General features: G+C 61.8%; 19 protein-coding genes and 1 riboswitch. Of the genes, 7 read left to right on the top strand and 12 right to left on the bottom strand.

The window, feature by feature from the left end; translation table 11 throughout:
* Positions 1-127: 127 nt before the first annotated feature.
* Positions 128-874 carry an RsiV family protein gene (locus PspCFBP13528_RS08600; protein ID WP_065951533.1) on the top strand — a complete coding sequence of 249 codons (747 nt, stop codon included), beginning with the start codon at positions 128-130 and terminating at the stop codon, positions 872-874.
* On the opposite strand, the gene cytX is transcribed toward PspCFBP13528_RS08600, so the two are convergent.
* Together cytX and thiC are read right to left on the bottom strand one after the other, a co-directional pair.
* Positions 843-2,132, bottom strand: a complete 1,290-nt coding sequence (gene cytX, locus PspCFBP13528_RS08595; RefSeq protein WP_137199996.1) for a putative hydroxymethylpyrimidine transporter CytX — start codon at positions 2,130-2,132, stop codon at positions 843-845. The two genes, PspCFBP13528_RS08600 and cytX, sit on opposite strands and share 32 nt — an antisense overlap.
* A gap of 143 nt (positions 2,133-2,275) precedes the next feature.
* Positions 2,276-4,180, bottom strand: coding sequence for a phosphomethylpyrimidine synthase ThiC (thiC, locus tag PspCFBP13528_RS08590; protein ID WP_065951535.1), 1,905 nt, complete (start codon positions 4,178-4,180; stop codon positions 2,276-2,278).
* A gap of 149 nt (positions 4,181-4,329) precedes the next feature.
* Positions 4,330-4,435, bottom strand: a riboswitch (TPP riboswitch).
* A gap of 195 nt (positions 4,436-4,630) precedes the next feature.
* Between thiC and PspCFBP13528_RS08585 the strand changes: the two genes are divergently transcribed.
* Complete coding sequence (locus tag PspCFBP13528_RS08585; protein WP_137199995.1) at positions 4,631-6,070, top strand: TolC family outer membrane protein; 1,440 nt, start codon at positions 4,631-4,633, stop codon at positions 6,068-6,070.
* A 121-nt stretch (positions 6,071-6,191) separates the two neighbouring features.
* On the opposite strand, the gene waaA is transcribed toward PspCFBP13528_RS08585, so the two are convergent.
* Positions 6,192-7,469, bottom strand: coding sequence for a lipid IV(A) 3-deoxy-D-manno-octulosonic acid transferase (gene waaA, locus PspCFBP13528_RS08580; protein ID WP_101218958.1), 1,278 nt, complete (start codon positions 7,467-7,469; stop codon positions 6,192-6,194).
* Positions 7,470-7,492: 23 nt separating this feature from the next.
* Entirely contained in the window at positions 7,493-8,383 is an 891-nt protein-coding gene (locus tag PspCFBP13528_RS08575) for a LysR family transcriptional regulator (RefSeq protein WP_065951538.1), read from the bottom strand.
* Between the two features lie 103 nt (positions 8,384-8,486).
* On the opposite strand from PspCFBP13528_RS08575, the gene PspCFBP13528_RS08570 reads away from it, so the two are divergent.
* The 4 genes from PspCFBP13528_RS08570 to PspCFBP13528_RS08555 all read left to right on the top strand — a co-directional run bounded on the left by PspCFBP13528_RS08570 (position 8,487) and on the right by PspCFBP13528_RS08555 (position 11,953).
* A complete protein-coding gene (locus PspCFBP13528_RS08570; RefSeq protein ID WP_057724331.1) occupies positions 8,487-8,822 on the top strand; it encodes a multidrug efflux SMR transporter in 336 nt (111 codons plus the stop codon).
* Positions 8,823-8,964: 142 nt separating this feature from the next.
* On the top strand, positions 8,965-10,134 hold the full coding sequence (locus tag PspCFBP13528_RS08565; RefSeq protein WP_101218960.1) for an FAD-dependent oxidoreductase: 1,170 nt from the start codon (positions 8,965-8,967) through the stop codon (positions 10,132-10,134).
* Positions 10,131-10,943 carry an aldo/keto reductase gene (locus PspCFBP13528_RS08560; protein WP_065951540.1) on the top strand — a complete coding sequence of 271 codons (813 nt, stop codon included), beginning with the start codon at positions 10,131-10,133 and terminating at the stop codon, positions 10,941-10,943. The genes PspCFBP13528_RS08565 and PspCFBP13528_RS08560 overlap by 4 nt, the downstream gene beginning before the upstream one ends.
* Before the next feature lie 41 nt (positions 10,944-10,984).
* Positions 10,985-11,953 carry a metal ABC transporter ATPase gene (locus PspCFBP13528_RS08555; protein WP_065951541.1) on the top strand — a complete coding sequence of 323 codons (969 nt, stop codon included), beginning with the start codon at positions 10,985-10,987 and terminating at the stop codon, positions 11,951-11,953.
* Between the two features lie 16 nt (positions 11,954-11,969).
* Here PspCFBP13528_RS08555 and PspCFBP13528_RS08550 read toward each other — a convergent pair whose 3' ends face one another.
* From PspCFBP13528_RS08550 to msbA, 3 genes are all read right to left on the bottom strand, one after another.
* Positions 11,970-12,905 carry an NAD-dependent epimerase/dehydratase family protein gene (locus PspCFBP13528_RS08550; protein WP_101218964.1) on the bottom strand — a complete coding sequence of 312 codons (936 nt, stop codon included), beginning with the start codon at positions 12,903-12,905 and terminating at the stop codon, positions 11,970-11,972.
* Positions 12,898-14,322, bottom strand: a complete 1,425-nt coding sequence (gene hldE / locus PspCFBP13528_RS08545) for a bifunctional D-glycero-beta-D-manno-heptose-7-phosphate kinase/D-glycero-beta-D-manno-heptose 1-phosphate adenylyltransferase HldE (protein ID WP_065951543.1) — start codon at positions 14,320-14,322, stop codon at positions 12,898-12,900. Before hldE ends, PspCFBP13528_RS08550 begins: the two co-directional genes overlap by 8 nt.
* Before the next feature lie 193 nt (positions 14,323-14,515).
* Complete coding sequence (gene msbA / locus PspCFBP13528_RS08540) at positions 14,516-16,321, bottom strand: lipid A export permease/ATP-binding protein MsbA (protein WP_065951544.1); 1,806 nt, start codon at positions 16,319-16,321, stop codon at positions 14,516-14,518.
* A gap of 158 nt (positions 16,322-16,479) precedes the next feature.
* On the opposite strand from msbA, the gene PspCFBP13528_RS08535 reads away from it, so the two are divergent.
* The gene (locus PspCFBP13528_RS08535; RefSeq protein ID WP_065951545.1) at positions 16,480-18,336 is read left to right on the top strand and encodes a bifunctional O-antigen ligase/aminoglycoside phosphotransferase family protein; all 1,857 of its coding nucleotides are present in this window, start codon (positions 16,480-16,482) and stop codon (positions 18,334-18,336) included.
* Between the two features lie 55 nt (positions 18,337-18,391).
* Here the strand turns inward: PspCFBP13528_RS08535 and PspCFBP13528_RS08530 are convergent, their stop codons facing one another.
* Genes PspCFBP13528_RS08530 through PspCFBP13528_RS08510 form a run of 5 tightly spaced genes read right to left on the bottom strand, consistent with a single transcriptional unit; the run spans position 18,392 to position 24,524 of the window.
* Positions 18,392-19,273: a glycosyltransferase gene (locus tag PspCFBP13528_RS08530; RefSeq protein ID WP_137199994.1), complete on the bottom strand. Its 882-nt coding sequence runs from the start codon at positions 19,271-19,273 to the stop codon at positions 18,392-18,394.
* On the bottom strand, positions 19,270-20,418 hold the full coding sequence (locus PspCFBP13528_RS08525; RefSeq protein WP_137199993.1) for a glycosyltransferase family 4 protein: 1,149 nt from the start codon (positions 20,416-20,418) through the stop codon (positions 19,270-19,272). The genes PspCFBP13528_RS08530 and PspCFBP13528_RS08525 overlap by 4 nt, the downstream gene beginning before the upstream one ends.
* Positions 20,419-20,472: 54 nt before the next feature.
* On the bottom strand, positions 20,473-21,873 hold the full coding sequence (locus PspCFBP13528_RS08520) for a PIG-L family deacetylase (protein ID WP_137199992.1): 1,401 nt from the start codon (positions 21,871-21,873) through the stop codon (positions 20,473-20,475).
* Positions 21,870-22,766 carry an antimicrobial resistance protein Mig-14 gene (locus PspCFBP13528_RS08515; RefSeq protein WP_137199991.1) on the bottom strand — a complete coding sequence of 299 codons (897 nt, stop codon included), beginning with the start codon at positions 22,764-22,766 and terminating at the stop codon, positions 21,870-21,872. Before PspCFBP13528_RS08515 ends, PspCFBP13528_RS08520 begins: the two co-directional genes overlap by 4 nt.
* Complete coding sequence (locus tag PspCFBP13528_RS08510; protein WP_101218976.1) at positions 22,767-24,524, bottom strand: carbamoyltransferase; 1,758 nt, start codon at positions 24,522-24,524, stop codon at positions 22,767-22,769.
* Between the last annotated feature and the right edge of the window lie 16 nt (positions 24,525-24,540).

Below are 24,540 nucleotides of genomic sequence, written 5' to 3'. Positions count from 1 at the left end.
CTTTCCGGTTGCCGGGATAGACGGCGGGCGTCAAACTCACGCTAATCAGTCTAGTGGCGAACTGGCGGCCCTGTTGGCAGTCCAAGCGCTACTCTTTTCGCTTTCCATCGATTTACGAAGGACACACATGTCGCTTTTAAAAATCGCCTCCATGGCTTGTATTGCCTTGACCCTGGGTGCCTGCCAGAGCCTGTTCCAGCCCGGCCAACTCAAACCGCTGGACGTCACCACCGACAAGTCGGAGCAGATCAAGCCCGGCTGCGGCAGCCCTGATTGTCCGCTGGTGAACATCGACACCGTGCATTTCCCCGCCGATCCGCAACTCGACAACCTGGTCGAGCAGCGCCTGCTGCAGATGACCCGCACCACGCCCGGCGCCAGCGTCCCTGCGACCCTGAATGCCTACCGGGACAAGTTCCTGCGCGAATCCCCCGACCGCCACAGCATGTACTTGCAGGCCAAGGTACGTGAGCAGCATGACGGACTGGTGATCGTTGAAGTGTCCAGCTACCTGGACACCGGCGTGGCCCACGGTGAACCTGGCCGCGGTTTCATCAATTATTCACGGGTGCTGCATAAGGAGTTGAGCCTGGCCGACATGCTGTTGCCCGGCCAGGAGCAGGCCTTCTGGAATACGGCAAAAGTTGCCCACAACAGCTGGTTGATCAACACCAAGATGGACCGCGATCCGGAGTTCGTGAAGAACTGGCCGTTCCAGAAAACCCCGAACGTGGCCTTGACCAGCGGCGGCGTGGTGCTCAAGTACAACGTCACCACCATTGCTCCCTACGCCCAGGGGCTGATCGAAATCACCATCCCCTATGCGCGCCTGACCGGGGTGATCAAGCCCGAGCTGATGCCCGCGCGCCACTGACCGCGCGCCCCAGGATGAACTGCAGCAACCCTGCCAGCAGCAATGCCGGCAGGGTTGCACCCAGATCCGGATAGAAGTGCGCCAGCAGGTGGTAGGTGCCGATGCCGCCCAGCCACGCCAGCAGCGCCGGCCAATGCAGCAGGGTCACTACGCCCTGGCGCCGACGGCGCAGGATGAAGTGATCCACCAGTACCACGCCGAACAGTGGCGCAAACACTGAACCGATCAGCAACAGGAAGTTCTGGTATTGCACCAGGGGCGCCAGGCAGGCGATCACGGTGCAGATCACACCAATGGCCAACGCCAGGTGCTCGACCTTCAAACGCAGCAGCATCCCGCTCGACACTGCCGCCGAGTGAATATCGGCAAACGCGTTTTCCGACTCGTCCAGCAGGATCAGCAACAGCGGAATACCCAGGCCGGCTCCGGCCAGGGCCAACAGCAGTGCATTCACTTCACCGCTGGGCGCAAATGCCAGGGTGTAGGCCACCCCCAGGCTCATCAGCCAGAAATTACCGATAAAGAACCCCAGCGCGGTGCCGCCGAACACGCTTTTCGCGCGTTTGCCAAAGCGTGAGTAGTCGGCGATCAGCGCCAGCCACGACAGCGGCATGGCGATGGCAATGTCAAAGCCCACCGCAAACGGCATCGAACCGTCACCGGCCTGGGCCCACAGCGCGACGAGGTCGGCCTTGGCGAACAGGTTCCAGGTCAGCCACAGACAGGCCGCGAGCAGCAGCCAAATGCCCCATTTGCGCAGGATTTGCCGCACGAACGTCAACGGGCCACTCACCGCCAGCACGGTGGCAAGGCCACCAAAAAACACGGTCCACAACAAGGGGTTCGCCAACAGGCTGCCTTCACTGAACGCGCGCGCGCCCAACAAACTGGCCGCATCGCGCATCACGATAATCTCGAACGCGCCCCAGCCAACCAATTGCAGCAGGTTCAACAGCGCCGGCAGGCTCGCGCCTCGGGTACCGAGGCTGAGCTTGAGCGCGGCCATGGCGGACAGCCCCGTGTCGCTGCCGATCACGCCGACGGCGCCCAGCAACAGCACGCCGACCAGGGTGCCGAGGAAGATGGCCAACAATGAGCCGGACAGCCCCAGACCCGGCGCCAGTAAAGCGCCGGTTTGCAACACCATCAGGCCGATGCCGAGAGAGAACCACAGGGAAAACAGGTCGCGGGCGCCGAAGACGCGCTTGTCAGAAGGCACCGCGATGTCAGGCGAGTAAGTGCTGGGTTGAATGCTCAAGGATGAAATCTCTGAGGGACATTTGTTGTTTGAAAGAATGCTATCGGGGGCAAGCCCCCTCCCACACTTGAATTGTGAACACAGTCAAATGTGGCAGGGGGCTTGCCCCCGATGAGGCCGGTACAGGCGCCTGCAATCCCGGATCAGACCTTTTTGTAGAGCTGACTGCCTTCCTGCCTGAAGCGCTCCGCCTGCTCGGCCAAGCCCTTGGCCACGTCCACATCCACCGCGTCAATGCGCTGGTTGGCCGCGTATTCACGCACTTCCTGGGTGATTTTCATCGAGCAGAATTTCGGTCCGCACATCGAGCAGAAGTGCGCAACCTTGGCCGAATCCTTCGGCAGGGTTTCGTCGTGATAGGCACGCGCGGTGTCCGGGTCCAGGCCCAGATTGAACTGGTCTTCCCAGCGGAATTCGAAGCGCGCCTTGCTCAACGCGTTGTCGCGAATCTGCGCGCCCGGGTGGCCCTTGGCAAGGTCGGCGGCGTGCGCGGCGATCTTGTAGGTGATGATCCCGGTCTTCACGTCATCCTTGTTCGGCAAGCCCAAGTGCTCCTTGGGCGTGACGTAGCAGAGCATGGCGCAGCCGAACCAGCCGATCATCGCCGCGCCGATGCCGGAGGTGATGTGGTCGTAGCCCGGCGCAATGTCGGTGGTCAGCGGGCCGAGGGTGTAGAACGGCGCCTCATCGCAGCATTCGAGCTGCTTGTCCATGTTCTCCTTGATCAATTGCATCGGCACATGACCAGGACCTTCGATCATGGTTTGCACGTCGTGCTTCCAGGCGATCTTGGTCAGCTCGCCGAGGGTTTCCAGTTCACCGAATTGCGCGGCGTCGTTGGCGTCGGCGATCGACCCCGGACGCAGGCCATCGCCGAGAGAGAAGCTGACGTCGTAGGCCTTCATGATTTCGCAGATTTCATCGAAATGCGTGTAGGTGAAGTTCTCCTTGTGGTGGGCCAGGCACCACTTGGCCATGATCGAACCGCCACGGGAAACGATGCCGGTGACGCGTTTGGCGGTCAGCGGTACGTAGCGCAGCAACACGCCGGCGTGGATGGTGAAGTAGTCGACACCCTGCTCGGCCTGTTCGATCAGGGTGTCGCGAAACAGCTCCCAGGTCAGGTCTTCGGCGGCGCCGCCGACTTTTTCCAGGGCCTGGTAGATCGGCACGGTCCCGATCGGCACGGGTGAGTTGCGGATGATCCACTCGCGCGTTTCGTGGATGTGCTTGCCGGTGGACAGGTCCATCACCGTGTCCGAACCCCAGCGGATGCCCCAGGTGAGTTTCGCCACTTCTTCTTCGATGGAAGAACCCAGGGCGCTGTTGCCGATATTGCCGTTGATCTTCACCAGGAAGTTACGGCCGATGATCATCGGCTCCAGTTCGGTATGGTTGATGTTCGCCGGGATGATCGCGCGACCACGGGCGATTTCTTCACGCACGAACTCTGGGGTAATGATCTTCGGTACGCTGGCGCCAAAGCTGTGGCCGGCGTGTTGCTGGTCGAGCAGGCCGCTGGCGCGGGCCTCTTCGAGCTTCATGTTTTCGCGGATGGCGACGTATTCCATCTCGGCGGTGATGATGCCTTTGCGCGCGTAGTGCATCTGCGTGACGTTGGCCCCGGCCTTGGCGCGGCGCGGGTTCTTCACATGGGCGAAGCGCAGCGCGGTCAACTCGGCATCGCTGAGGCGCTGTTGGCCGAAGTGCGAGCTGAGACCCGACAGACGCTCGGTGTCGCCACGGGACTCGATCCAGGGTGAACGCACATCGCCCAGGCCTTTGCGCACGTCGATGATCACGTTGGGGTCGGTGTACGGGCCGGAAGTGTCATAGACCACCACGGGCGCGTTGATTTCACCGCCGAAATCGGTGGGGGTCACGTCCAGGCTGACCTCGCGCATCGGTACACGGATGTCCGGGCGAGTGCCTTGTACGTAGATTTTCTGCGAGCGGGTAAACGGCTGCACCGAGCCTGCGTCGACCTTGGCCGATTCACTCAGGTGCACGGTATCTTTGAGTTTTGTACTTTTTATTTCTGTGCTCATCACGGGCTCTCCAACTTATCCAGGCGGTGGATTTTTGTCGGAGCGAACCTGTGGCGGACGGACGCACTGGAATCAGTGCTGTGCTTGGCGCACGAGGGCTGTTCGATGGTCGAACAACTTCCCGGACGAAGCACAAGAGGACTCGCCGGGTGACGAGAAATCTTGTTCCCTACGCAGGCGTTAACCTGATCAGGTTCAACGGGATCCGGTATTTACCGATCTCAGCCTTCCAACAAGGCACCCCGACAAGAACCTGCCCAGTCTAGACCAGGGCGTGGGCAAATTGCCAATGACGCTGTAGTCAGGATGATAAATGGCGTGATTACAGGATTGTTGTGCCGAGGCCCGGCCACTACACTCCTGAGCTGCCTCAAGGCTTGACGCTCCTGTTTCGTCACCGTAGCCTTGAGCGATAAATTATCATCGTAATATTTACTCAGGGATCGCCTCATGCTGCGCAAACTTTCACTGGCAGTTGCCGTGTCTTGTGCGACCAATGGAATGGTCTGGGCAGCTGAAGCGCCCTTGTCCGCCAGAACCGACCTGGTCAGCGTCTACCAGGAAGCGGTGGACAACAACGCCGATCTAGCAGCGGCCCGCGCTCAATACGGCGCGCAAAAAGAAGTGGTGCCCCAGGCCCGCGCCGGGTTGCTGCCGAACCTGACCGGTGGTGCCGACATCAATAACGTGCGCACCCAGATCGACACGCCGGCCGCCACCGCCAATCGCGATGCGCACTCCTGGCGTGCAACATTGAGCCAGCCGCTGTTTCGTGCCGACCGCTGGTTCCAGCTGCAAGCCGCCGAAGCCACCAACGAGCAGGCCGCACTGCAGCTCTCGGCGACCGAACAGAACCTGATCCTGCAGAGCGCCGAAAGCTACTTTGCCGTACTGCGCGCGCAAGACAACCTGGCCTCGACCAAGGCTGAAGAAAATGCCTTCAGACGTCAGTTGGACCAATCCAATGAACGCTTCGATGTGGGCCTGTCGGACAAGACCGACGTGCTGCAATCCCAGGCCAGCTACGACACGGCACGGGCCAACCGCATCCTCGCGCAGCGCCAGGTGGAAGACGCGTTCGAGGCACTGATCACGCTGACCAATCGCCAATACAATTCGATCCAGGGCATTGTCCACACACTGCCGGTGTTGCCGCCGCTGCCGAACGACGCCAAGGCCTGGGTCGAAACCGCCGGCCGCCAGAACCTGAACCTGCTGGCCAGCAACTACGCCGTCACCGCTGCCGAAGAAACCCTCAAGCAGCGCAAGGCCGGCCACGCGCCCACCCTCGACGCGGTGGCGCAGTACGAAAAAGGCGATAACGATGCTCTGGGTTTCAGCAACCCGAATGCGTTCGGCACGCCCTATCGCGGCGACGTCGAACAGCGCACCATCGGCCTGCGCCTGAACATCCCGATCTACAGCGGCGGGCTGACCAGCTCCCAGGTACGTGAATCCTACTCGCGCCTGGGCCAGACCGAGCAGCAACGCGAAGGCCTGCGCCGCCAGGTTGTGGAAAATACCCGCAACCTGCACCGCGCCGTAAATACCGACGTGGAACAGGTGCAAGCACGCCGCCAGTCGATCATCTCCAACCAGAGCGCGGTGGAAGCCACGGAAATCGGCTATCAGGTGGGCACGCGCAATATCGTCGACGTGCTGGACGCCCAGCGCCGGCTCTACTCATCGGTGCGCAACTACAACAACAGCCGCTACGACTACATCCTCGACAACCTGCGCTTGAAGCAGGCAGCGGGCACGCTGAATCCGGGGGACCTACAGGACCTGACGCGCTATTTGAAAGCCGACTACAACCCGGATAAAGACTTCCTGCCACCGGACCTGGCCAAAGCCGCCGCCGAGCAGCTCAAGGCCCGCCCGGGTTCTTGAAAACACCATAAACCAATGTGGGAGGGGGCTTGCCACCGATGGCAGTGGGCAGCCACCTATTGGGTGACTGACACACCGCTATCGGGGGCAAGCCCCCTCCCATATTCGGATGTATGTTGAATCAGTCCGCGATCAGCCTGTCCAGGCCGTCCAGCAAACGCTCAAGCGCTCCCTGATTGGCCTGCATCACTTTCAATCCCGCCTCTGCCATCCTGCGCGCATCCCGCGGCAGTTCGAACAATTGGCGCACCGCTTCGGCCAAACCTTCTGCGTCATCCACCTCGCGCAACGCCCCGGCCTCGCGCATCATCGCGCTGATTTCCAGGAAGTTGAACAGGTGCGGCCCCATGATCACCGGTTTGCCCAGCGCCGCCGGTTCCAGAGGATTATGCCCACCGGTCGGTACCAGACTGCCGCCGACAAAGGCGCTGTCGGCCAAGGCGTAGAGAAACAGCAACTCGCCCATGGTGTCGCCAAGCAGCACGCAGGTGTCGGCATTGACCGCTTCGCCACTGGAGCGCCGCACCGTGGCAAAGCCTTGCTGCACGCACCGCTCGAACGTCGGCCCGAAGCGTTCCTGATGACGCGGCACCAGAATCAGCAGCGCATTGGGATAGCTGGCCAGCAACTGGCGATGGGCGTCGAGCACCACGTCGTCTTCGCCTTCGTGGGTGCTGGCGGCGATCCATACCGGGCGCTCACCGGCACCCCATTGTTCGCGCAAGGCGGCGGCGCGTGCCGGCAGTTGGGGGTCGATGGTCAGGTCGAACTTGATCGAGCCGGTGACTTCAACGGTGGCAGGACGCGCGCCGAGGCTGCGAAAACGCTCGGCCTCGGTTTCGGTCTGCACGGCGAACCAGCTCATTTCGGCCAGCATCGGCGCGGTCAGTCTGGCGAACCGCGCATAGCCCCTGGCCGAGCGCGCCGACAATCGCGCGTTGGCCAGGGCCACAGGAATACCGCGTTGGGCGCAGGCGTGAATATGGTTAGGCCACAATTCGGTTTCCATGATCACCGCCAGCTTAGGCTGTACGCAATCGAGGAAACGCTTGGCGGCGCAGGGCAAGTCGTACGGCAGATAGCAATGCTGGACGCGCGGCTCATCGGCAAACAGCGCCTGGATTCGCTCGGAACCGGTGGGCGTCATGCAGGTGACGGTCATCGGCAACTGCGGATGACGCTTCAGGAGGGCCCGGATCATCGGCGCGGCGGCAATGCTTTCGCCCACCGACACCGCGTGCACCCAGATCCCGCCGGGCTGCATCACGGGCAAGCCACAGGAAAACCGCTCGCCCACGCGCCTGGCATAGGCCGGCGCCTTGCGCGCGCGCAACCACAGACGTAAAACCACCAACGGCAGCGCCAGGTAAAACAGACAGGTGTAGAGAGTTCTATTCATGGCGGCGGAGTTTATCGGCTTTTTCAGTCGATCGCCTGCAAGCACTCGGCAAAACGTTCAGCCAGAAAGCGTGCGGCAGGCCCAAGGTGCTCATCGCGGCGCCACACCAGCTCCACCACCAGCGCCGGCGGGGTCCATTCGCTGTGCAGTTCAACCATCTGCTGTTGATAGGTGGGGTATTGCACGATGTGCCGTGGCAACCAGGCCCAACCCAGGCCGCTCATCAGCCATTCGGCCAACACATAGAAGCTGTCGGCCCGCCATACCAGCGGGCTGGCGGCTTCACTGCCGGGGTAGACGCTGGTCTGGGTCGACATGAGCAACTGGCGAAACTGCGCCAGGCGTTGGCAGTCCACGTACTGTGCCGTGGCCAAAGGGTGATTCACACCGCACACCGTGACCATCTCCACACTGCCCACCACCCGCCGCTCAAGGGCTTCGGGAATCTGGTCGTGGTAGAACAACAGGCCCAGATCGGCCTGGCGTTCCACCAGCTTGCGCGCCACATCGCCTTGCGCTGCGCTGGACAACTGCACTTCCAGCAACGGATAGCGCACCGCCAGCGCCTCGAGGCTGTCGAGCACCGGCTGGAACAACATCGCCTCGTCCTGGGCCAGGCGCAGACACGCTTCCTCGCCACGGGTCAGCGCCAGTGCCCGCCCCGTCAGGCGCTCGCATTGGCGCAGCACTTCACGCGCTTCCTCCAGCAACACACTGCCGGCTTCGGTCAAGCGCGGCTGGCGGCCACTGCTACGCTCGAACAGGCTGACGCCGAGGTCCGCCTCCAACAGCGCAATCGCGGTGCTGACGGCCGACTGCGCCTTGCGCTGCCCACGCGCCACGGCGGAAAACGAGCGCTGTTCGGCGACGCTGACAAACAGGCGCATCTGTTCCAGATCCCACTGCACGCTCATGGCTGAACCTATCTTCAATTCGGATAGGTAATGACTTTACCGCATCTGTTGAACCTCTAGAATGCCGACCTTATCAAACCCGCTTCACCTTGAGGATCGCACCATGAACGCCGCTTACTGTTACCTGGCCATCGCCATTTGCTCGGAAGTGATCGCGACCGTTTCCATGAAAGCCATCAAGGGGTGGAGCACACCTATCCCGCTGCTGCTGGTGATCGTCGGTTATGGCATCGCGTTCTGGATGCTGACCTTGGTCGTGCGCACCGTGCCGGTCGGCGTGGCGTATGCCGTATGGGCCGGAATGGGCATTGTGATGGTCAGCATTGCCGCGCTGTTCATCTACGGGCAGAAGCTGGATATCCCGGCCATGCTGGGGATGGGCCTGATTGTGCTGGGCGTGGTGGTGATTCAATTGTTCTCGAAAACCGCGGGTCATTGAAGCGCTAGCCCAGCGACAAGTTTCAAGTTACAAGCGGCAAGAAAAAGCAGTACGGTCGGCTGCTAACTTGCCGCTTGCAGCTGATAACTTGCAGCTGCGCGCTATACTAGGCCCCCTTTTCTACCCATGAGGTCCCGCGCGCATGCCTATTTCCACCGACGTTCTGATTGTCGGCGCCGGGGTTGCCGGCCTCTGGCTCAATGCGCGCCTGCGCCGCCAGGGGTTTTCCACGGTACTGGTGGAAAGCGCGACCCTGGGTGGCGGGCAAAGCGTAAAGTCCCAGGGCATCATTCACGGCGGTGCGAAATACGCCCTGCACGGCGCCCTCACCGGCGCCTCCGAAGCGATTGCCGACATGCCGCGCCGCTGGCGTGAAGCCCTGGCCGGCAATGGCGAATTGGACCTGTCCGGCGTGCGCCTGCTTTCTGAAGCCCATTATCTGTGGTCCCCCGGCACCCTCGCCGGCAATCTCACCAGCTTTTTCGCCAGCAAGGCCGTGCGCGGCCGTGTCGATCAGGTCAAGGGCGACGAACTGCCGGTTGCGCTGCAGGATCGTCGCTTCAAGGGCAAGGTCTACCGCCTGGCAGAATTGGTCGTGGATGTGCCCAGCCTGATTGAACGCCTGGCGCACCTGGCCGGTGACGGTCTGCTCGCAGGCGAACACATAGAACCGCTGCGCGAAGGCGACACACTGGTGGGCTTGACGGTCGATGGCCGCCAAATTCGCGCCCAGCGCATCGTATTGAGTGCCGGCGCAGGCACCGCCGATCTGCTTGCGGCCCTGGGCTTGAGCCAGCCGGCGATGCAAACCCGCCCGTTGCACATGATCCTCGCCAAAGGCCCGGGCCTGAAGCCGTTGTATGCCCATTGCCTGGGCGGCGGCACCAAGCCGCGCCTGACCGTGACCACCCACCCGGCCGCGGACGGCAACTGGGTGTGGTACATCGGCGGCGATATCGCCGAGGCCGATGGTGTGGCCCGCACGCCGCAAGAGCAGATCGCCACCGCGCAGAAAGAACTTGCCCAGCTGTTGCCATGGATCGACATGAGCCAGACCCAGTGGGCCACCCTGCGCGTCAACCGCGCCGAGCCACTGCAATCGGGCCTGAGCCGTCCCGACAACGCCTTCCTGGCCGAACAGGGCCGCCTGTTGGTGGGCTGGCCGACCAAGCTGGCCCTGGCGCCGGACTTCGCCGACCGGGTCATCGACAGTCTGGAGCGCGCGGGCATCCGCCCAGGCGCCAGCGAACCGCTGCCCGACCTGCCCAAGCCTGCGATCGGCCAACCCGCCTGGGAGCACCTGTTGCCATGAGCCTGCCAACCCTGCACGAACTGTATCGTCCCCTGGGCAGCACCGGCCTGCTGGTGTCGCCCTTGGGCCTGGGCACCGTCAAGCTGGGTCGCGACCAAGGGGTCAAATACCCCAGTGGCTTCCAGATTCCGAATGACGACGAGGCGCGAATGCTGCTGCGCCAGGCGCGCCAGTTGGGCATCAACCTGATCGATACCGCACCCGCCTACGGCCGCAGCGAAGAGCGCCTGGGGCCACTGCTGCGTGACCAGCGCAAGGATTGGGTGATCGTCAGCAAGGTCGGCGAAGAATTCGAGGACGGCGTGTCCCGTCACGATTTCAGCGCCGCCCATACGCGGATGTCAGTCGAGCGCAGCCTGAAACGACTTGAAACGGATTTTATCGACCTGGTGCTGGTGCACTCCGATGGCAACGACCTGCACATCCTCAACGACTGCGAGGTTTACCAGACCCTGGCGGCGCTGAAAAAAGAAGGCAAGATCCGCGGTTTCGGCTTCTCCGGCAAGACCGTTGAAGGCGGCGTGAAGGCGCTGGAGCAAGGTGATTGCGCCATGGTGACTTACAATCTGAACGAACAGGCCGAAAAAGCCGTCATTGATTACGCGGCGGCCCATGGCAAGGGCATCCTGGTGAAAAAAGCCCTGGCCAGCGGCCACGTGTGCCTGGAACCTGGAATGGATCCAATTCAGGCCAGTTTCACATTGTTGTTTGCGCAAACGGGCGTCGCCAGTGCTATTGTCGGGACCATCAATCCGCTGCACCTGGCCCATAACGTGGCAACCGCTGCCCGAGTCATCCGTCAACTCTGATGCCGCCCACGCGGCCGACCCCGTCGCAAAAAGGAGCCGACATGCCGCGTACGCTCATAAGAAAGAACCCCAGCAACTTCAAGACACTGCCGCTGCACGTAGAAGCCACTCCCGAAGGCCTGAGCTACCAGAGCGTCGGCATGCCGCTCAACTTCGCCCAGACCCTGCAACGGCGCAAGCCGGTCGAGGTGCCGGACGCCGAACGCTTCGCCCTGGAACTGGCGAATCTCGGTGTCTCGGTGCGTTTGACCCTGCACTGGCAAAACAAGGATTACTGGGTGCTGGTACGCCAGCGTCGCCAGGATCGCGGCGATGTAGTGCTCAAGCTGATCTCCGGCTACGTCCCGGCCCATGAACTGAACCTGCCGCTGCATACGGCCATTCAGGAAATTGCCGAGGAATGCCTGCTGGAAACCCCTGAAGGCTGGCTCGGCGGGCGCTTCAACGATACCTGGCTGCCGGCGCCCTACTCCTCCGCGCTGCATTACCGTGAAGCCCTGCCGTTTCGCCTGAGCCCGCTGTCCGGCGCCGCGCGTCCGGTGCGCTGCGCCACCACCCAGTTGATCGAGCGTCCACGGGCCTACGTGCACCTGCCGACGGCGTCACTGCAGCTGATTTACGACTTGCGCCTGGAAGTGCCAAAGGAAGCCAAGTCCCTGAGCCTGTTCCATGTGGATGAGCGCCTGGAAGGTGATCAACTGGTCGCGCGCCTGGATCGCAAGCGTCCGGACCTGTACCTGATGCCGCTCAAGGACGGCGAGCCACTCGCCGAGCTGTACACCGTCAAGAAGGACCAACTGTATCCGGCGAGCACGCGGGGTTTGTACCTGGCCGAGAGCTTCGCCCGGCAGGACGGTTGGCTGGTGCGTGATGAGCGGATTCGCTGGAAGGACTGGCTCAGGCAGCAAGGCCTGGCAGAACCGGAAAAAGAGTCAAAGCTCAAGCGCTTGACCGGCAAGGCGCAGCAGATGCTGCGCAAGATTGTGCCGAAGAAAAAAGCCAGGGGCTGACGCACCAGCGTGCAACTCAGCCCTTCAGCAAGCGCTCCAGACCGACCTTCAACGGCGTAGGTTCAGGCAGGGTGAAGCTTGCCAGCAGGCGCCGATTGTCGGCCCGCGAGTGGCGGATATCTCCCAGGCGCGCCGGTCCGTAGGTGATGACCGGCAACGTGCCCACCACTTGCTCCAGTGCCTGCAGCACCTGCTTGAGCGTCGTGGCGTGGTTCCAACCGACGTTGATTGCCCCTGGTGCAATGGTCGGCAGTTCGATGGCCTGCACCAGCACATCCACCAGGTCCTCCACATACATGAAGTCACGGGTTTGCTCGCCGTCGCCAAACACGGCAATGGGCAGGCCCTGCTGCACCCGCTCGCTGAAAATGCTGATCACACCGGAATACGGCGATGACGGGTCCTGGCGCGGACCGAAGATATTGAAGAAGCGGAAAATGACCGGTTCCAGACCATGCTGACGACGGTAGAAGTCAAAGTAGTGCTCACTGGCCAATTTGTCCGAGGCATAGGGTGTCAGCGGCGCCTTGGTCGTCTCTTCATCGATGGAAGCACCCTCGCCGTTGTTGCCGTAGACCGCTGCGCTGGACGCATATACCACACGCTTCACGCCGGCCTTGCGCATGGCTTCGCAGATATTCAAGGTACCGATGAAATTGCTCTGATGCGTGCTGACCGGATCGTCCACAGACGCCTGGACCGACGCCACGGCTGCCAGGTGAACCACCGCAGACGCACCGATGACGACTTGAGCCAAAAGCTCGGCGTCGGCCACATCGCCTTGCACCAGTTGCACGCGCGGGTTATCCAGAGGCAGGTTGCTGCGCTTGCCGGTAGACAGGTTATCCAGCACCCGCACCGAATAGCCCTTGGCGAGCAGCGCGTCAACCAAATGCGAACCGATGAAGCCCGCGCCTCCGGTGATCAACACCCATTTATCAGCGTTATTCATTGTTACGAATTTTCTCGACGATGGCCGTGGTCGAACTGTTTTCCACCAACCCCAGCACTTTGACGGTGCCGCCGTAGGCGCTGACGATGTCCGCACCGACCACCTGGTCGACGGAATAATCACCGCCCTTGACCAGCACGTCCGGCTTGACCTGGGCCAACAGGTTTTCCGGGGTGCCTTCAGAGAAGCTGATCACCCAATCCACCGCGCCCAACCCGGCCAGCACCGCCATGCGCCGGTCGACGCTATTGATCGGTCGGCCCGGGCCTTTCAAACGGCTGACGGAGGCATCATCGTTGACCGCCACGATCAGGCGATCACCCTGGGCGCTCGCTTGCTCAAGGTAAGTCACATGGCCGGCGTGCAGGATGTCGAAGCAACCGTTGGTGAACACAATGCTTTCGTTGTGGGCGCGAGCGTCGTCAATCGCCAACAGCAATTGCTCGAGCCCCAGCACGCCGCGCTCCGAACCTTCGGAACGCTGGATGGCGCGACGCAATTCGGGGGCGCTGATAGCCGCGGTGCCCAGTTTGCCGACCACGATGCCCGCCGCCAGGTTGGCCAGGGCCACGGCATGGGGCAGTTCCTCGCCGGCCGCGATGGACGCGGCCAGGGTGGAAATCACCGTATCACCGGCACCGGTGACGTCGAACACTTCCCGCGCCCGCGCCGGCAAGTGCATCGGCGGGTGGCCGGGGCGCAGCAGGGTCATGCCGTGCTCGCCACGGGTCACCAGCAGGGCGCCGAGCTCAAGGTCGGCCATCAGCGCCGCACCCTTGCTCACCAGTTCGTGCTCATCGGCGCAACCACCGACGACCGCTTCGAACTCACTGAGGTTGGGCGTGATCAGGCTGGCGCCCCGATAAATCGAGAAGTCCTTGCCCTTGGGATCGGCCAGCACCGGAATGTTGCGGGCCTTGGCGGCCTGGATCAGCACCTGGTGATTCTTCAGGGCGCCTTTGCCGTAGTCGGACAACACCAGCACCTTGATGCCTTCGAGCAACGCGTTGACCTGGTCACCGAGGGCCAGGGCGTCGGTGGCGAAGGGTTCTTCGAAATCGATACGCAGCAATTGCTGGTGACGGCTCATGACCCGCAGCTTGACGATGGTCGGCTGATGGGCGATGCGCTGGAACAACGCGCGCACGCCGGCACCGCGCAGGCTGTTGGCCAGGCTGTCGGCCGCTTCGTCGTCACCGGTCACACCCACCAGGGAAGCCGGGGCGCCGAGCGCGGCAATATTGAGGGCAACGTTGGCAGCGCCACCTGGACGGTCTTCGATTTGCTCGACCTTGACCACCGGTACCGGCGCCTCAGGGGAAATCCGTGAGGTACCACCATGCCAGTAACGGTCGAGCATGACATCGCCGACCACCAAGACAGGGGCTTGATTGAATCGCGGCATGGACAACTTCATGGAGCAACCCACATACAAAATGAACAGGGGCGCGATATTAGCACAGGGTTTGCGATGGCTTGCGCCCACCACAGGGCAAATGTGGGAGGGGGCTTGCTCCCGATAGCGCAGTGTCAGCTTGCAGAAATGCTGACTGACCCACCGCTATCGGGGGCAAGCCCCCTCCCACACTCGAGGCGTGGCGCCCGTTGGATCAGGTGATGTCGGCCGCTACCGGCGCATCCAGGCCCATGGCATGCAGTCGCGCGTAGTAGCCGTTCTGCGCCAACAGTTCGCCGTGGGTGCCGCGCTCGACGATGCGCCCGTCGTCCATCACCAGAATCAGGTCGGCCTTCTCGATGGTGGACAGGCGGTGTGCGATCACCAGTGTGGTACGGCCCTGCATGACCTTGTCCAGCGCGGCCTGGATATGCCGCTCGGACTCGGTGTCGAGGGCCGAGGTGGCCTCGTCGAGAATCAACAACGGCGCGTTCTTGAGCAGGGCACGGGCAATCGCCAGGCGCTGACGCTGGCCACCGGACAACAGCACGCCGTTCTCGCCGACCTGGGTATCGAAGCCCTTGGGCAACTGGTCGATGAAGTCCTTGGCGTTGGCATCCGCCGCCGCCGCTTCAACGTCTTCGCGTGGCGCGCCGGCCAGGTCGCCATAGGCGATATTGTTGGTCACGGTGTCGCTGAACAGGGTCACGTGCTGGGTGACCTGGGCAATGTGCTTGCGCAGGTTGAGCAGCTTGTAGTCCTCGATCTCAATGCCATCAAGCAGGATTTCACCGCTTTCATGGTGATAGAACCGCGGGATCAGGCTGGCCAGGGTCGACTTGCCACTGCCCGAACGCCCCACCAGGGCGATCATCTGCCCGGGTTCGGCGGTAAAGCTGATGTCCTTGAGCACATGGCGTTCGGTACCGGGGTAGGTGAAGTTCAGGTTGCGCACTTCCAGGCGACCGCTGACCTTGTCGCGTTCGAGGGTGCCGTGGTCGACCTCCACCTCTTCGTCCAGCTGTTCGAAAATGCTTTCGGCCCCGGCCACGCCTTTCTGAATGGTCGAGCTGACTTCCGACAGTTGGCGGATCGGCTTGGGCAACAGGCCGGCCAGGGTAATGTAGGCCACCATGTCACCGGCCGACGCATCGCCGCGCAGATACAGCACCAGGAACATCAGCACCGCCATCGCGGAGTAGATCACCAGCTGCAGCGCCGGGGTGTAGATCGCCCCGGTGCGGGTCATGCGCAGTTGCTTGTTGGTATTGCTCTGGCTGGCCTTGAGGAAACGCTTCTCTTCATAGACCTCGCCACCGAAGCTACGCACCACGCGGTAACCCTGGATGGTTTCCGAGGCGACGTGGGTCACGTCCCCCATGGCCACCTGGATCTTCTTGCTCTGCTTGCGGAATTTCTTGCTGGCCGTGCTGACCATGACGGCAATCAACGGCAGGATGGCAATCATGACCAGCGTCAGGCGCCAGTTCATGAACAGCAGCGAGGCGAACAGGAAGATCACCGTCATGCCTTCGCGGATCACCACCTTGATGGCATCGGTCGCCGCCCCCGTGACCATGGTCACGTTGAAGGTGATGCGGGAAATCAGGTGCCCGGAATTGTGGTTGTCGAAGTAACGGTTAGGCAGCGTCAGCAGGTTGTTGAACAGCTGCACCCGCAAATCGTGGACCAGGCCCAGGGAGACCTTGGCCAACAGGTAGTTGCCCAGGAATGAGCCCAGGCCCTGCCAGGCCGCGATCAGAATGATCAGCAGCGGCACCGCCTGCAGCAATTGCAGGTCGCGCAGGAACGGCACGGTCGGAAACAGCACGGCCTCCGGGTTGGAAAGGCCGTCGACGAAGTACTTGAGGATGTAACCCAGCATCGGTTGGGTCGACGCGAAAATCAGAAATCCAAGGATACTCAGCGCGAACAAGCCCATATAAGGCTTAACGTAACTGAGCAGGCGGAAGTATATTTTCAAGCTCGAAGGGCTTGCGCTCGGACTGGAGTCGGTCATATCACGCGGCGTTTTGAAAAAGGAGGCTGACTTTAGCACAGCTTCTCTGTTGTACTTGCACCCGGCGTACGCCGCGGCCCGGTGGGATCACGCGGACGACATTACATAGCCACTACCTTAAGATGGTCGGCTTTCTCTTTCTGGAATGGCTCTATCGTATGCACTCCAAGCGCCTTATCTATGGCTCGAATCGCGTTTTTGACTTCCTGGTCCTGTGGATTTTGCCTGTTGGCTTGCTGTTGCTCTTGAGTGCACTGTTCTTCGTCGGCAACCGCAATGTACTGCACCGGATTGTCTACCTCCTGTTCAGCGTGCCCACCTTGTTCCTGTTGTGCATGCGCCCCAGGGAACTCAAGGATCTCTTGCGCGAACCGATCGCCCTGGCGTTCCTGGCGTTCTCCGCCTGGGCGCTGACCAGCCTGCTCTGGAGCCCTGAGCCCAGCGCCGACACCGACCTGTTCAAACGTCCGCTGAACACCTTCATGCTGTTTGGCGGCTGTGGGCTGCTGTTGCACTACCGCAATGAGTTGTTCAAGCCGATCTTCTTCGGTGCCGCAGTGATTGCGCTGGTGGTGTGCCTGGGCAACCTGGTGGCCTTCGCGAAGGCGTACGAACCTGGCATGCGCATGATCGGCGGCCTTGGCGCCCTCGATAACCCATTGCTCAGCTCCCACCTGTTCGGCTTTTTCACGGTGTACTGGCTGTTTATCTGCCTGACGACCCAGCGCCTGAACGTGTTGTGGTTCAGCGTCCCGGCACTGGCGATCATGGGCGTCACGGTGTTGGCGACGGGCTCTCGCACGCCGTTGGTGGCACTGATGATGGTGATCGTGTGGATGGCCCTGGTCAGTCGCAACCGCCGCTCGGCGCTGCTGCTCGGTGCAATGGTGCTGGCCAGCGCCGGACTGCTGCTTTTGTATCCGGAACTGATCACGGACCGTGGCAACTCGTTGCGTGTCGAGCTGTGGAAAATGTCGTTGAAGCTCATCGCCGACCACCCGTGGATCGGCCACAGCTACGACTCCGAACTGTACCTGACATTCGACAACGGCTACCAGCTGCGCGAGCCCCATAGCTTTGCCCTTGGCGTGCTCTATTACGTCGGCATCATCGGCTTCATCCCCTGGATCTTCATGCTCGGCTATGCCCTGTACAAGAGCATGCAACGACGCGCACAACCGCTGTTCATCCTGGCATCGTCCCTGCTGGTCTACGGCATCGGTGCGGGCCTGACTGAAGGCGGTGGCATCCTGTCGCGACCCAAGGAGCATTGGTTCCTGCTGTGGATCCCGCTGGCGATCATTACCGGCCTGAGTATCGCCCAGCGCCACCGCAGCCTGCTGCGCATACCGGTGCAATCGATCAAGGGCCCGGCGTTTGACCGGCTGAGCAGCAATGCCCAGGTGATTGAAGCCGATGGCCTGGGGCCCAAAGTCCTGCGCCTGGAAGACGGCAGCTTCCTCAAGCTGTTCCGCCCGCGCCGTTGGTACACCTCCGGCAGCTTCAACCCGTACTCCGAGCGTTTTGCCAGCAACAGCGAACAATTGCGCACGCTGGGCATTCCCACCCCGCACATCCTCGGTCTCTACCACTTGCCCGACGCCAGCGGTGCCGTGGCCTATACACCCTTGCCGGGCCTGACCCTGCGCCAGGCCCTGCAAAGCCTGGACAGCAGCCTGCGCGAATCGCTGGTCGAGCGTTTCGGCCGGTTCATGGCGCAATTGCACGAACGCGGTGTGTACTTCCGCTCGCTGCACCTGGGCAACGTGTTGCTGATGGACGACGGCGAGTTCGGCCTGATTGATGTCGCCGACCTGCGCATCTACCCCTCGCCCCTGCGCTACGCCTTGCGCCAGCGTAATTTGCGTCACATGCAGCGCTATCCGCAGGACCGCAACTGGCTGTTCGAAACGCACTTCGAACACCTGGTAAAAGGCTATGCGACGGTTGCCAGCCCAACGGCCACGGCGAAACTCCGCGAACAGGTACACAGCCTGGCCCGCCCGGCCAGCTGACAAAAAAAGGCGACTATCACTGCCGTGATGGTCGCCTTTTTTACATCCTTGGCCTTCAGCCTTTCAACGGCGTCAGATACAGCCGCACCAAGCCACGCAAGGTCTTGCGCCCCCAGAATTTCAGCGGGATCTGCTTGAGAATCTCCCGCGCCAATGGCCGGTCACGGTCGGCGGTCTTGAGGAACATCGAGTTCAGGAAGTTATAGCGCACCGCATCATAGGCCGGGTGGTCGCTGAACTTGGCGTAGGTCTTGAGGATGTTCTGGATCATGTAGCGGTGGTTTTTGTAGGTATTGCTGGCGTGCTGCCGGTACTGCGCCATGACTACGTCAAGCGCATCGATGGTGTAGCCCGCCGCGGTTATCTTCAATTGAATCAGCAGGTCTTCCAGGGGAATCAGCGGATCGAAACCACCGACTTCCTCCAGCGCTTGCCGGCGGATCAACATGGTTGGCGCAGGTGGAAACGGCTTGCGATCCATGAACATGTCGTCGAAGTCGAGACTGCGAAACGGCACATCACGGCGTTGTTTTTTCTCCGGATGCAGGTTGCCATCACCGTCGATCAGCTCGATGTTGCCGGCGCAGATCCCCACCCTCGGCTTGCCTTCCATATAGGCCACCTGGGTCGCGATACGCTCGGGCAGCATAATGTCGTCAGAGCCGAATGGCGCGATCAGGCTGCCTTTGGCGCGGGCAAGCGCGTTGTTCAGTGTGGCGGTCAGCCCCTGGTTCTGTTGCACCTGGAAATCAAACCCGTGCTCAGCCTGCAGCCGCCGGATGCATTCGACGCTGTCATCCTTGGAGCCATCGTCGATCACCAGCAGTTCGATATTCGGGTAAGTCTGGCCGAGCACACTCAGGATGCTCTGCTCGATGTACCGAGCGTGGTTGTAGGACGCGATAATCACCGAGACCAACGGTTGTTGCGCTGTCATGCTCTACCTGCTTCTTTCAAACCGGTTTCGATCAAATCCAGGTACTTGCCCTGGAACTCAGCCAAGGCGTGGTTTGCCTCCAGGTAACGGAACACCTGCTCACCCTTGGCGCGTAACTGTTCATCACTCATGGCCAGGTAAGTGTCGAGCGCCGCGGCCAATTGATCCACGTTGCCGGGCTCATGGGACAAGCCGCCCGCCCCTTCCACCAGCGGCAACATGGCCGGCCCGTTGGAGGCGATCACCGGCAGGCGCCCGCTCATGCCTTCCAGCAGCGCCAGGCCCAAGCCTTCAAGCAGGGACGGCATGGTCCAGATGTCGAAAGCGCGTACGTACTGCAGACCGTCCTCACGAAAGCCCAGCAAATGCGCACGGCCCACGAGCCCAAGACGCTCGATGTCCGCTCGCAGGTCAGCTTCGGCACGACCGGAACCGATGATACCCACCTGAGCCTGAGGATATTTGTCCTTGAGCCGGGCAAACGCCTGCAACAGGTGCGTGTGCCCCTTGATCGGGACCAGGCGCCCCAGGGCACCAATCATCCGGGCGTTCAGAGGCAGGCCAAGGGCCTGCCGCGCTTGCTCGCGCGGCAACTGCAAGGCCTCGGCCTGGGGGATGTCGATAGCGTTGGTGACGAAGGTGGTGTTCTCGTGGGTAAAGCCACAGTTCAGGCCCACCAGATAATCCCTCACCGCCGCCGAAACCCCGACAAACCGCCACGCCGGACTGACCATGCGGCGCATCTGGCGCCGACGATAGGCCCGCTCATACTCGCCGAAACCGTGGGAGATGCCGATGCACAGAGGAGTCTTCAACCAGCGGTTGAGCGCCAGCATCATGTTCACCGACTTGAAGCGGTTACAGATGACCACGTCGAACTTCTGCTCGCGGCAATACTTGTAGATTTCCCACATTGCCCCAAGACGAATGCCCTTCAGGGCTTTCTCGGGGAATTCGAAATATTTGGAATGGTCGGCCACGCTCAGCGGCTGGCCGGGCTGAGGGCGCCCACTGAGGAAGGCCGATGTGACCTCGAACCGTTCAACCGGCAACGACTTGACGATCTGCTCACCGAGGTCAGCAAAATCATGGAGTTTGACGTTGTAGTCCGGCTGTAACTGCAAAACCTTGAAACGAGGCTTCATATTGCTCCATGAGGCAACCAGGCTACTGCGCGCAGCCCGACGTAAAAATCAACTTCAGTCCTGCTTGAGCACCCAAAGCAGTTCGTGACGGCGCACGGCCTTGCGAAAAAACTCATTCTCGCCGTAAGGCGATGGACAACGACCCGCCAGCAATTGTTGCAGCAGACGGCGCATGCGACGCTTGAAAGGCGGCCGGGGTTGCAGGTCATGCATCATCCCCAGCGCCATGGCCTTGTCCTGCTGCTGGCTGACGCTCAACACACGGCAATACGGCTCAAACACCTGGCCGGCATCGAACTGCGGCGGCAACGCCACGCCGGCGCCCGAATCGCCCATGGGCCAGCGGTCGTTATCATGCAGGTGGTTGGCATAGCCGAGCAATGTGTTGGGTTGCCACTCGAGCCCTTGCAACGCTTCGATAACGGCGTTGTAGGCGCAGATATGATCCGGGTGAGGGTCAAGGAGCGGTGTCGGCAACACGATCACCTCGGGCCGCGCCTTGAGCAGCACCGCACGTAGATCGGCAACCAGGTTGACCCACGTCGGAGCACCGTCCCGATCGCCGGGCAGCGCCAGGCTGTTGAACCGGCGAAACAGCCGCGTATCGTCCAATTGCGCTTCGCGGGACGCCTGGGGCTGATCCGGCGCGGCCTGCATGGCCGGCAGTTGCAGGCAGAAGTAACCCAGTTGCACGCACTGTGCCTCGGGAACACCGGCCCAGCGCGGCACGCAAATGCTGTCCCAGGCCCGCAGGCGCCCTTTGAGTCGAGCGGCATCGACCTGCGTCAGGCCCATCTGCTGATAATGCTCGGCTTCGATTTCACCTGCGGTGAGGGTCACGATCCAGGCCTCATCCGCCTGGGCGTACAGGCCAAAGGCAGCCAGTTCGGCGTCGTCGGCGTGAGGGGCGATCACCATCACCCGCTGGCGGGCGTGATCCGGCTGACGGAAAATCCACAGCTTCGGCTGGCCGACCACGCGGCAGAATCGGCCGCGCAACGTCAACTCGCCAGCCGCCAGCGTTGCAGCAGAACCGGTCAGATTGAGGTACCGCTTGCCCGCCACACCGCGCTCAAACGCCTGACGATCCCCCGGCAGCTCGACCGCCGGGTCAAGGAAACGCCCGAGCCAACCGCTCTTGAGCTGCACTTGAAGGATCAGCGTCTCGTCACCTGCCAGTTCCAACGGCGTATCCGGCACCCACCGCCCGTTATCCAGGCGCAGGCCAACCTGCTGGCCGCCCGGGGCGAAGCGGTACTGATAGTCGTCCCTGGGCGAATAAAACAGATGATCGGCAAACCAGGCTTCGTGAGCCACCCACAGCAGCAGCGCAAGGATCAGCGGCAGCCACCAGGCCACCAGCACGCCCGTCACGATCAGTACCAGCAAGCCGATCAGCAGCGCGATGCGCTTGTTGCGCCGATGGCGCTTGAGCAATTGCTGTTTGCGGCTCATACGCTGAACACCGGCACCGGGTTGCACCAGCGCTCTTTATATTCACGGTCGGCACGCCCGAAAGAGAAGCGCAGCGGCAAATCCTGCGCGCGCGCATGCTCCCAGGCACTTTGTGTATTGAGGAAACTCAGCACACTCCCCGGGCTGAACGCACGGGTCTCAGGGTCGACGCCACCGTTGACGTACTCAACGCTTATCCATTCGGGCGCTTGAACGCGATACACCACTTGCACGGCGATCGGCGCGTCATTGAGAAACAGCACCGAACCGATCAGGAACGCCTTGAGCAATTCCAGAACCTCGGCCAGACGCACGGCACCGGTGGCAGGAAAGCCCCAGCGACGCTGGAACAGATCGCAATAAATCGCCGCCAGCTGCGCGCCGGAAAACTCGCTGACCGGGCGCGCCACGCCGCCTGCTTCTTCCAGCAAACGCAATTCACGGCGCTGGTTGTAGCGAAACTTTTTCGACAGGTCTTCGGGAGTACGCGCCATGGCCAATTGCTCGGCCTGGGGCTTGAGGGTGCTCACGCGCCCCTGGTTCAGCGCCGACAAATAACGGCCACGGTGACGCAGCGGCACCTGCGCATCGGCGGCTATCGGCAGGATGATCTCGGCATTGCCCAGGTCAAACAGGCCCTTTTTGCCGGTGCGCTTGAGTACGTCCTTGGACAGGGCCAGGTCGCGTCCCCAGGTGGCTATCGCGCCCTTGAGTTCACCGCCCTGCTCCCAGGCCAGGTAACGCACCGGAATCTGCGCCAACCCCGCCAGGCGTTCGATCACCTGGGGATGGGTCGCCACGCTGCCGCCGTAACGCTGCCAGGCCTGGGCATAAACTTCGGCGTCGACAGGCGTCCAGCCACGTTCACGCCAACCCTGGAAGCGGTTCAGCATTTAAACCACAGCGTCATAAGGGTCCACGCCATCCTTGACCACCAGGATGTCTTCCATGATCAGGTACTGCAGGTCGGAGCCGAAGAACATGTTCAGCGCGTCGGTCGGCGAGCAGATCATCGCTTCGCCACGACGGTTGAGCGAGGTGTTCAGGGACACGCCGTTGCCGGTCAGTACTTCCAGCTCTTTCATCATGTCGTAGTAGCGCGGGTTGTACTCGCGCTTGAGTACCTGGGCACGGGAGGTGCCGTCTTCGTGCACCACTTCCGGCACGCGGGTCTTCCACTCTTCCGACACTTCAAAGGTGAAGGTCATGAACGGCGCCGGATGGTCGACCTTGATCATTTGCGGGGCCACGGTGTCGAGCATCGACGGGCAGAAAGGCCTCCAGCGCTCGCGGAACTTGATCTGGTGGTTGATACGGTCGGCCACGCCGGTGGCGCTCGGGCAACCGATGATCGAACGACCGCCCAGGGCACGCGGACCAAACTCCATGCGGCCCTGGAACCAGGCCACCGGGTTGCCGTCGACCATGATCTTGGCGATACGCTGGGGCATGTTCTCGATCTTGCGCCAGTTCGGCTTGCTCTCGTGCTTGGCGCACGCGGCAATCACGTCTTCGTTGCTGTAGGACGGGCCGAGGTAGACGTGTTCCATCTTCTCGACCGGCACACCACGGGCGTGGGACACATACGCCGCCGCACCGACCGCAGTGCCAGCATCGCCCGACGCCGGCTGCACGAACAGCTCTTTGACGTCGTCACGGGCGATGATCTTCTGGTTCAGCTTGACGTTCAGCGCGCAACCGCCGGCGAAGGCCAGTTTGCCGGTGTCCTTGAGGATGTCGCCCAGGTAGTGGTCGATCATCTGCAGGGCCAGTTTCTCGAACAGCGCTTGCATGCTGGCGGCGTAGTGGATGTAAGGCTCGTCGGCGATATCGCCTTCGCGCTTTGGACCCAGCCACTCGATCAGTTTTGGCGAGAAGTAGAAGCCCTTGCCCTTCTCTTTGTAGCGGCGCAGGCCGATGACGTTGGCGTAGTCGGTGTTGATCACCAACTCGCCGTTCTCAAAGGAGGCCAGGCGCGAGAAATCGTATTTGCTGGCATCGCCGTACGGCGCCATGCCCATGACCTTGAACTCACCGTCGAGCATCTCGAAACCGAGGAACTCGGTGATCGCGCCATACAGGCCGCCGAGGGAGTCTGGATCGTAGAATTCCTTGATCTTGTGGATCTTGCCGTTTTCGCCATAGCCGAAGAACGTGGTGGCGTACTCACCCTTGCCGTCGATGCCCAGGATCGCGGTTTTCTCCTGGAAGCCCGAGCAGTGATAGGCACTGGAAGCGTGGGCCAGGTGGTGTTCGACCGGTTCGATCTTGATCTTCTTCGGATCGAAGCCCAGTTGCTCCAGGCACCAGACAATCTTGTTGCGATAGCGCTTGTAACGGCGATTGCCCATCAGGATCGCGTCGAGCGCGCGGTCCGGGGCGTACCAGTAGCGTTTGGCGTAGTGCCAGCGTGCCTCGCCGAACAGGCTGATCGGGGCGAACGGGATAGCCACCACATCAACGTCGCAAGGTTTGATGCCGGCCTGTTCCAGGCAGAACTTCGCCGATTCGTAGGGCATGCGGTTCTTTGCATGTTTGTCGCGTACAAAGCGCTCTTCTTCGGCGGCCGCAATCAGCTTGCCGTCGATATACAGGGCCGCGGAAGGATCATGGCTAAGGGCGCCGGACAGGCCAAGAATCGTCAATGCCACTGGGGTCTAGCCTCTT

The sequence above is a fragment of the Pseudomonas sp. CFBP13528 genome (assembly GCF_005233615.1).
Lineage (GTDB): Bacteria > Pseudomonadota > Gammaproteobacteria > Pseudomonadales > Pseudomonadaceae > Aquipseudomonas > Aquipseudomonas fluorescens_AM.
This window is presented reverse-complemented; position numbering and strand designations above follow the sequence as displayed.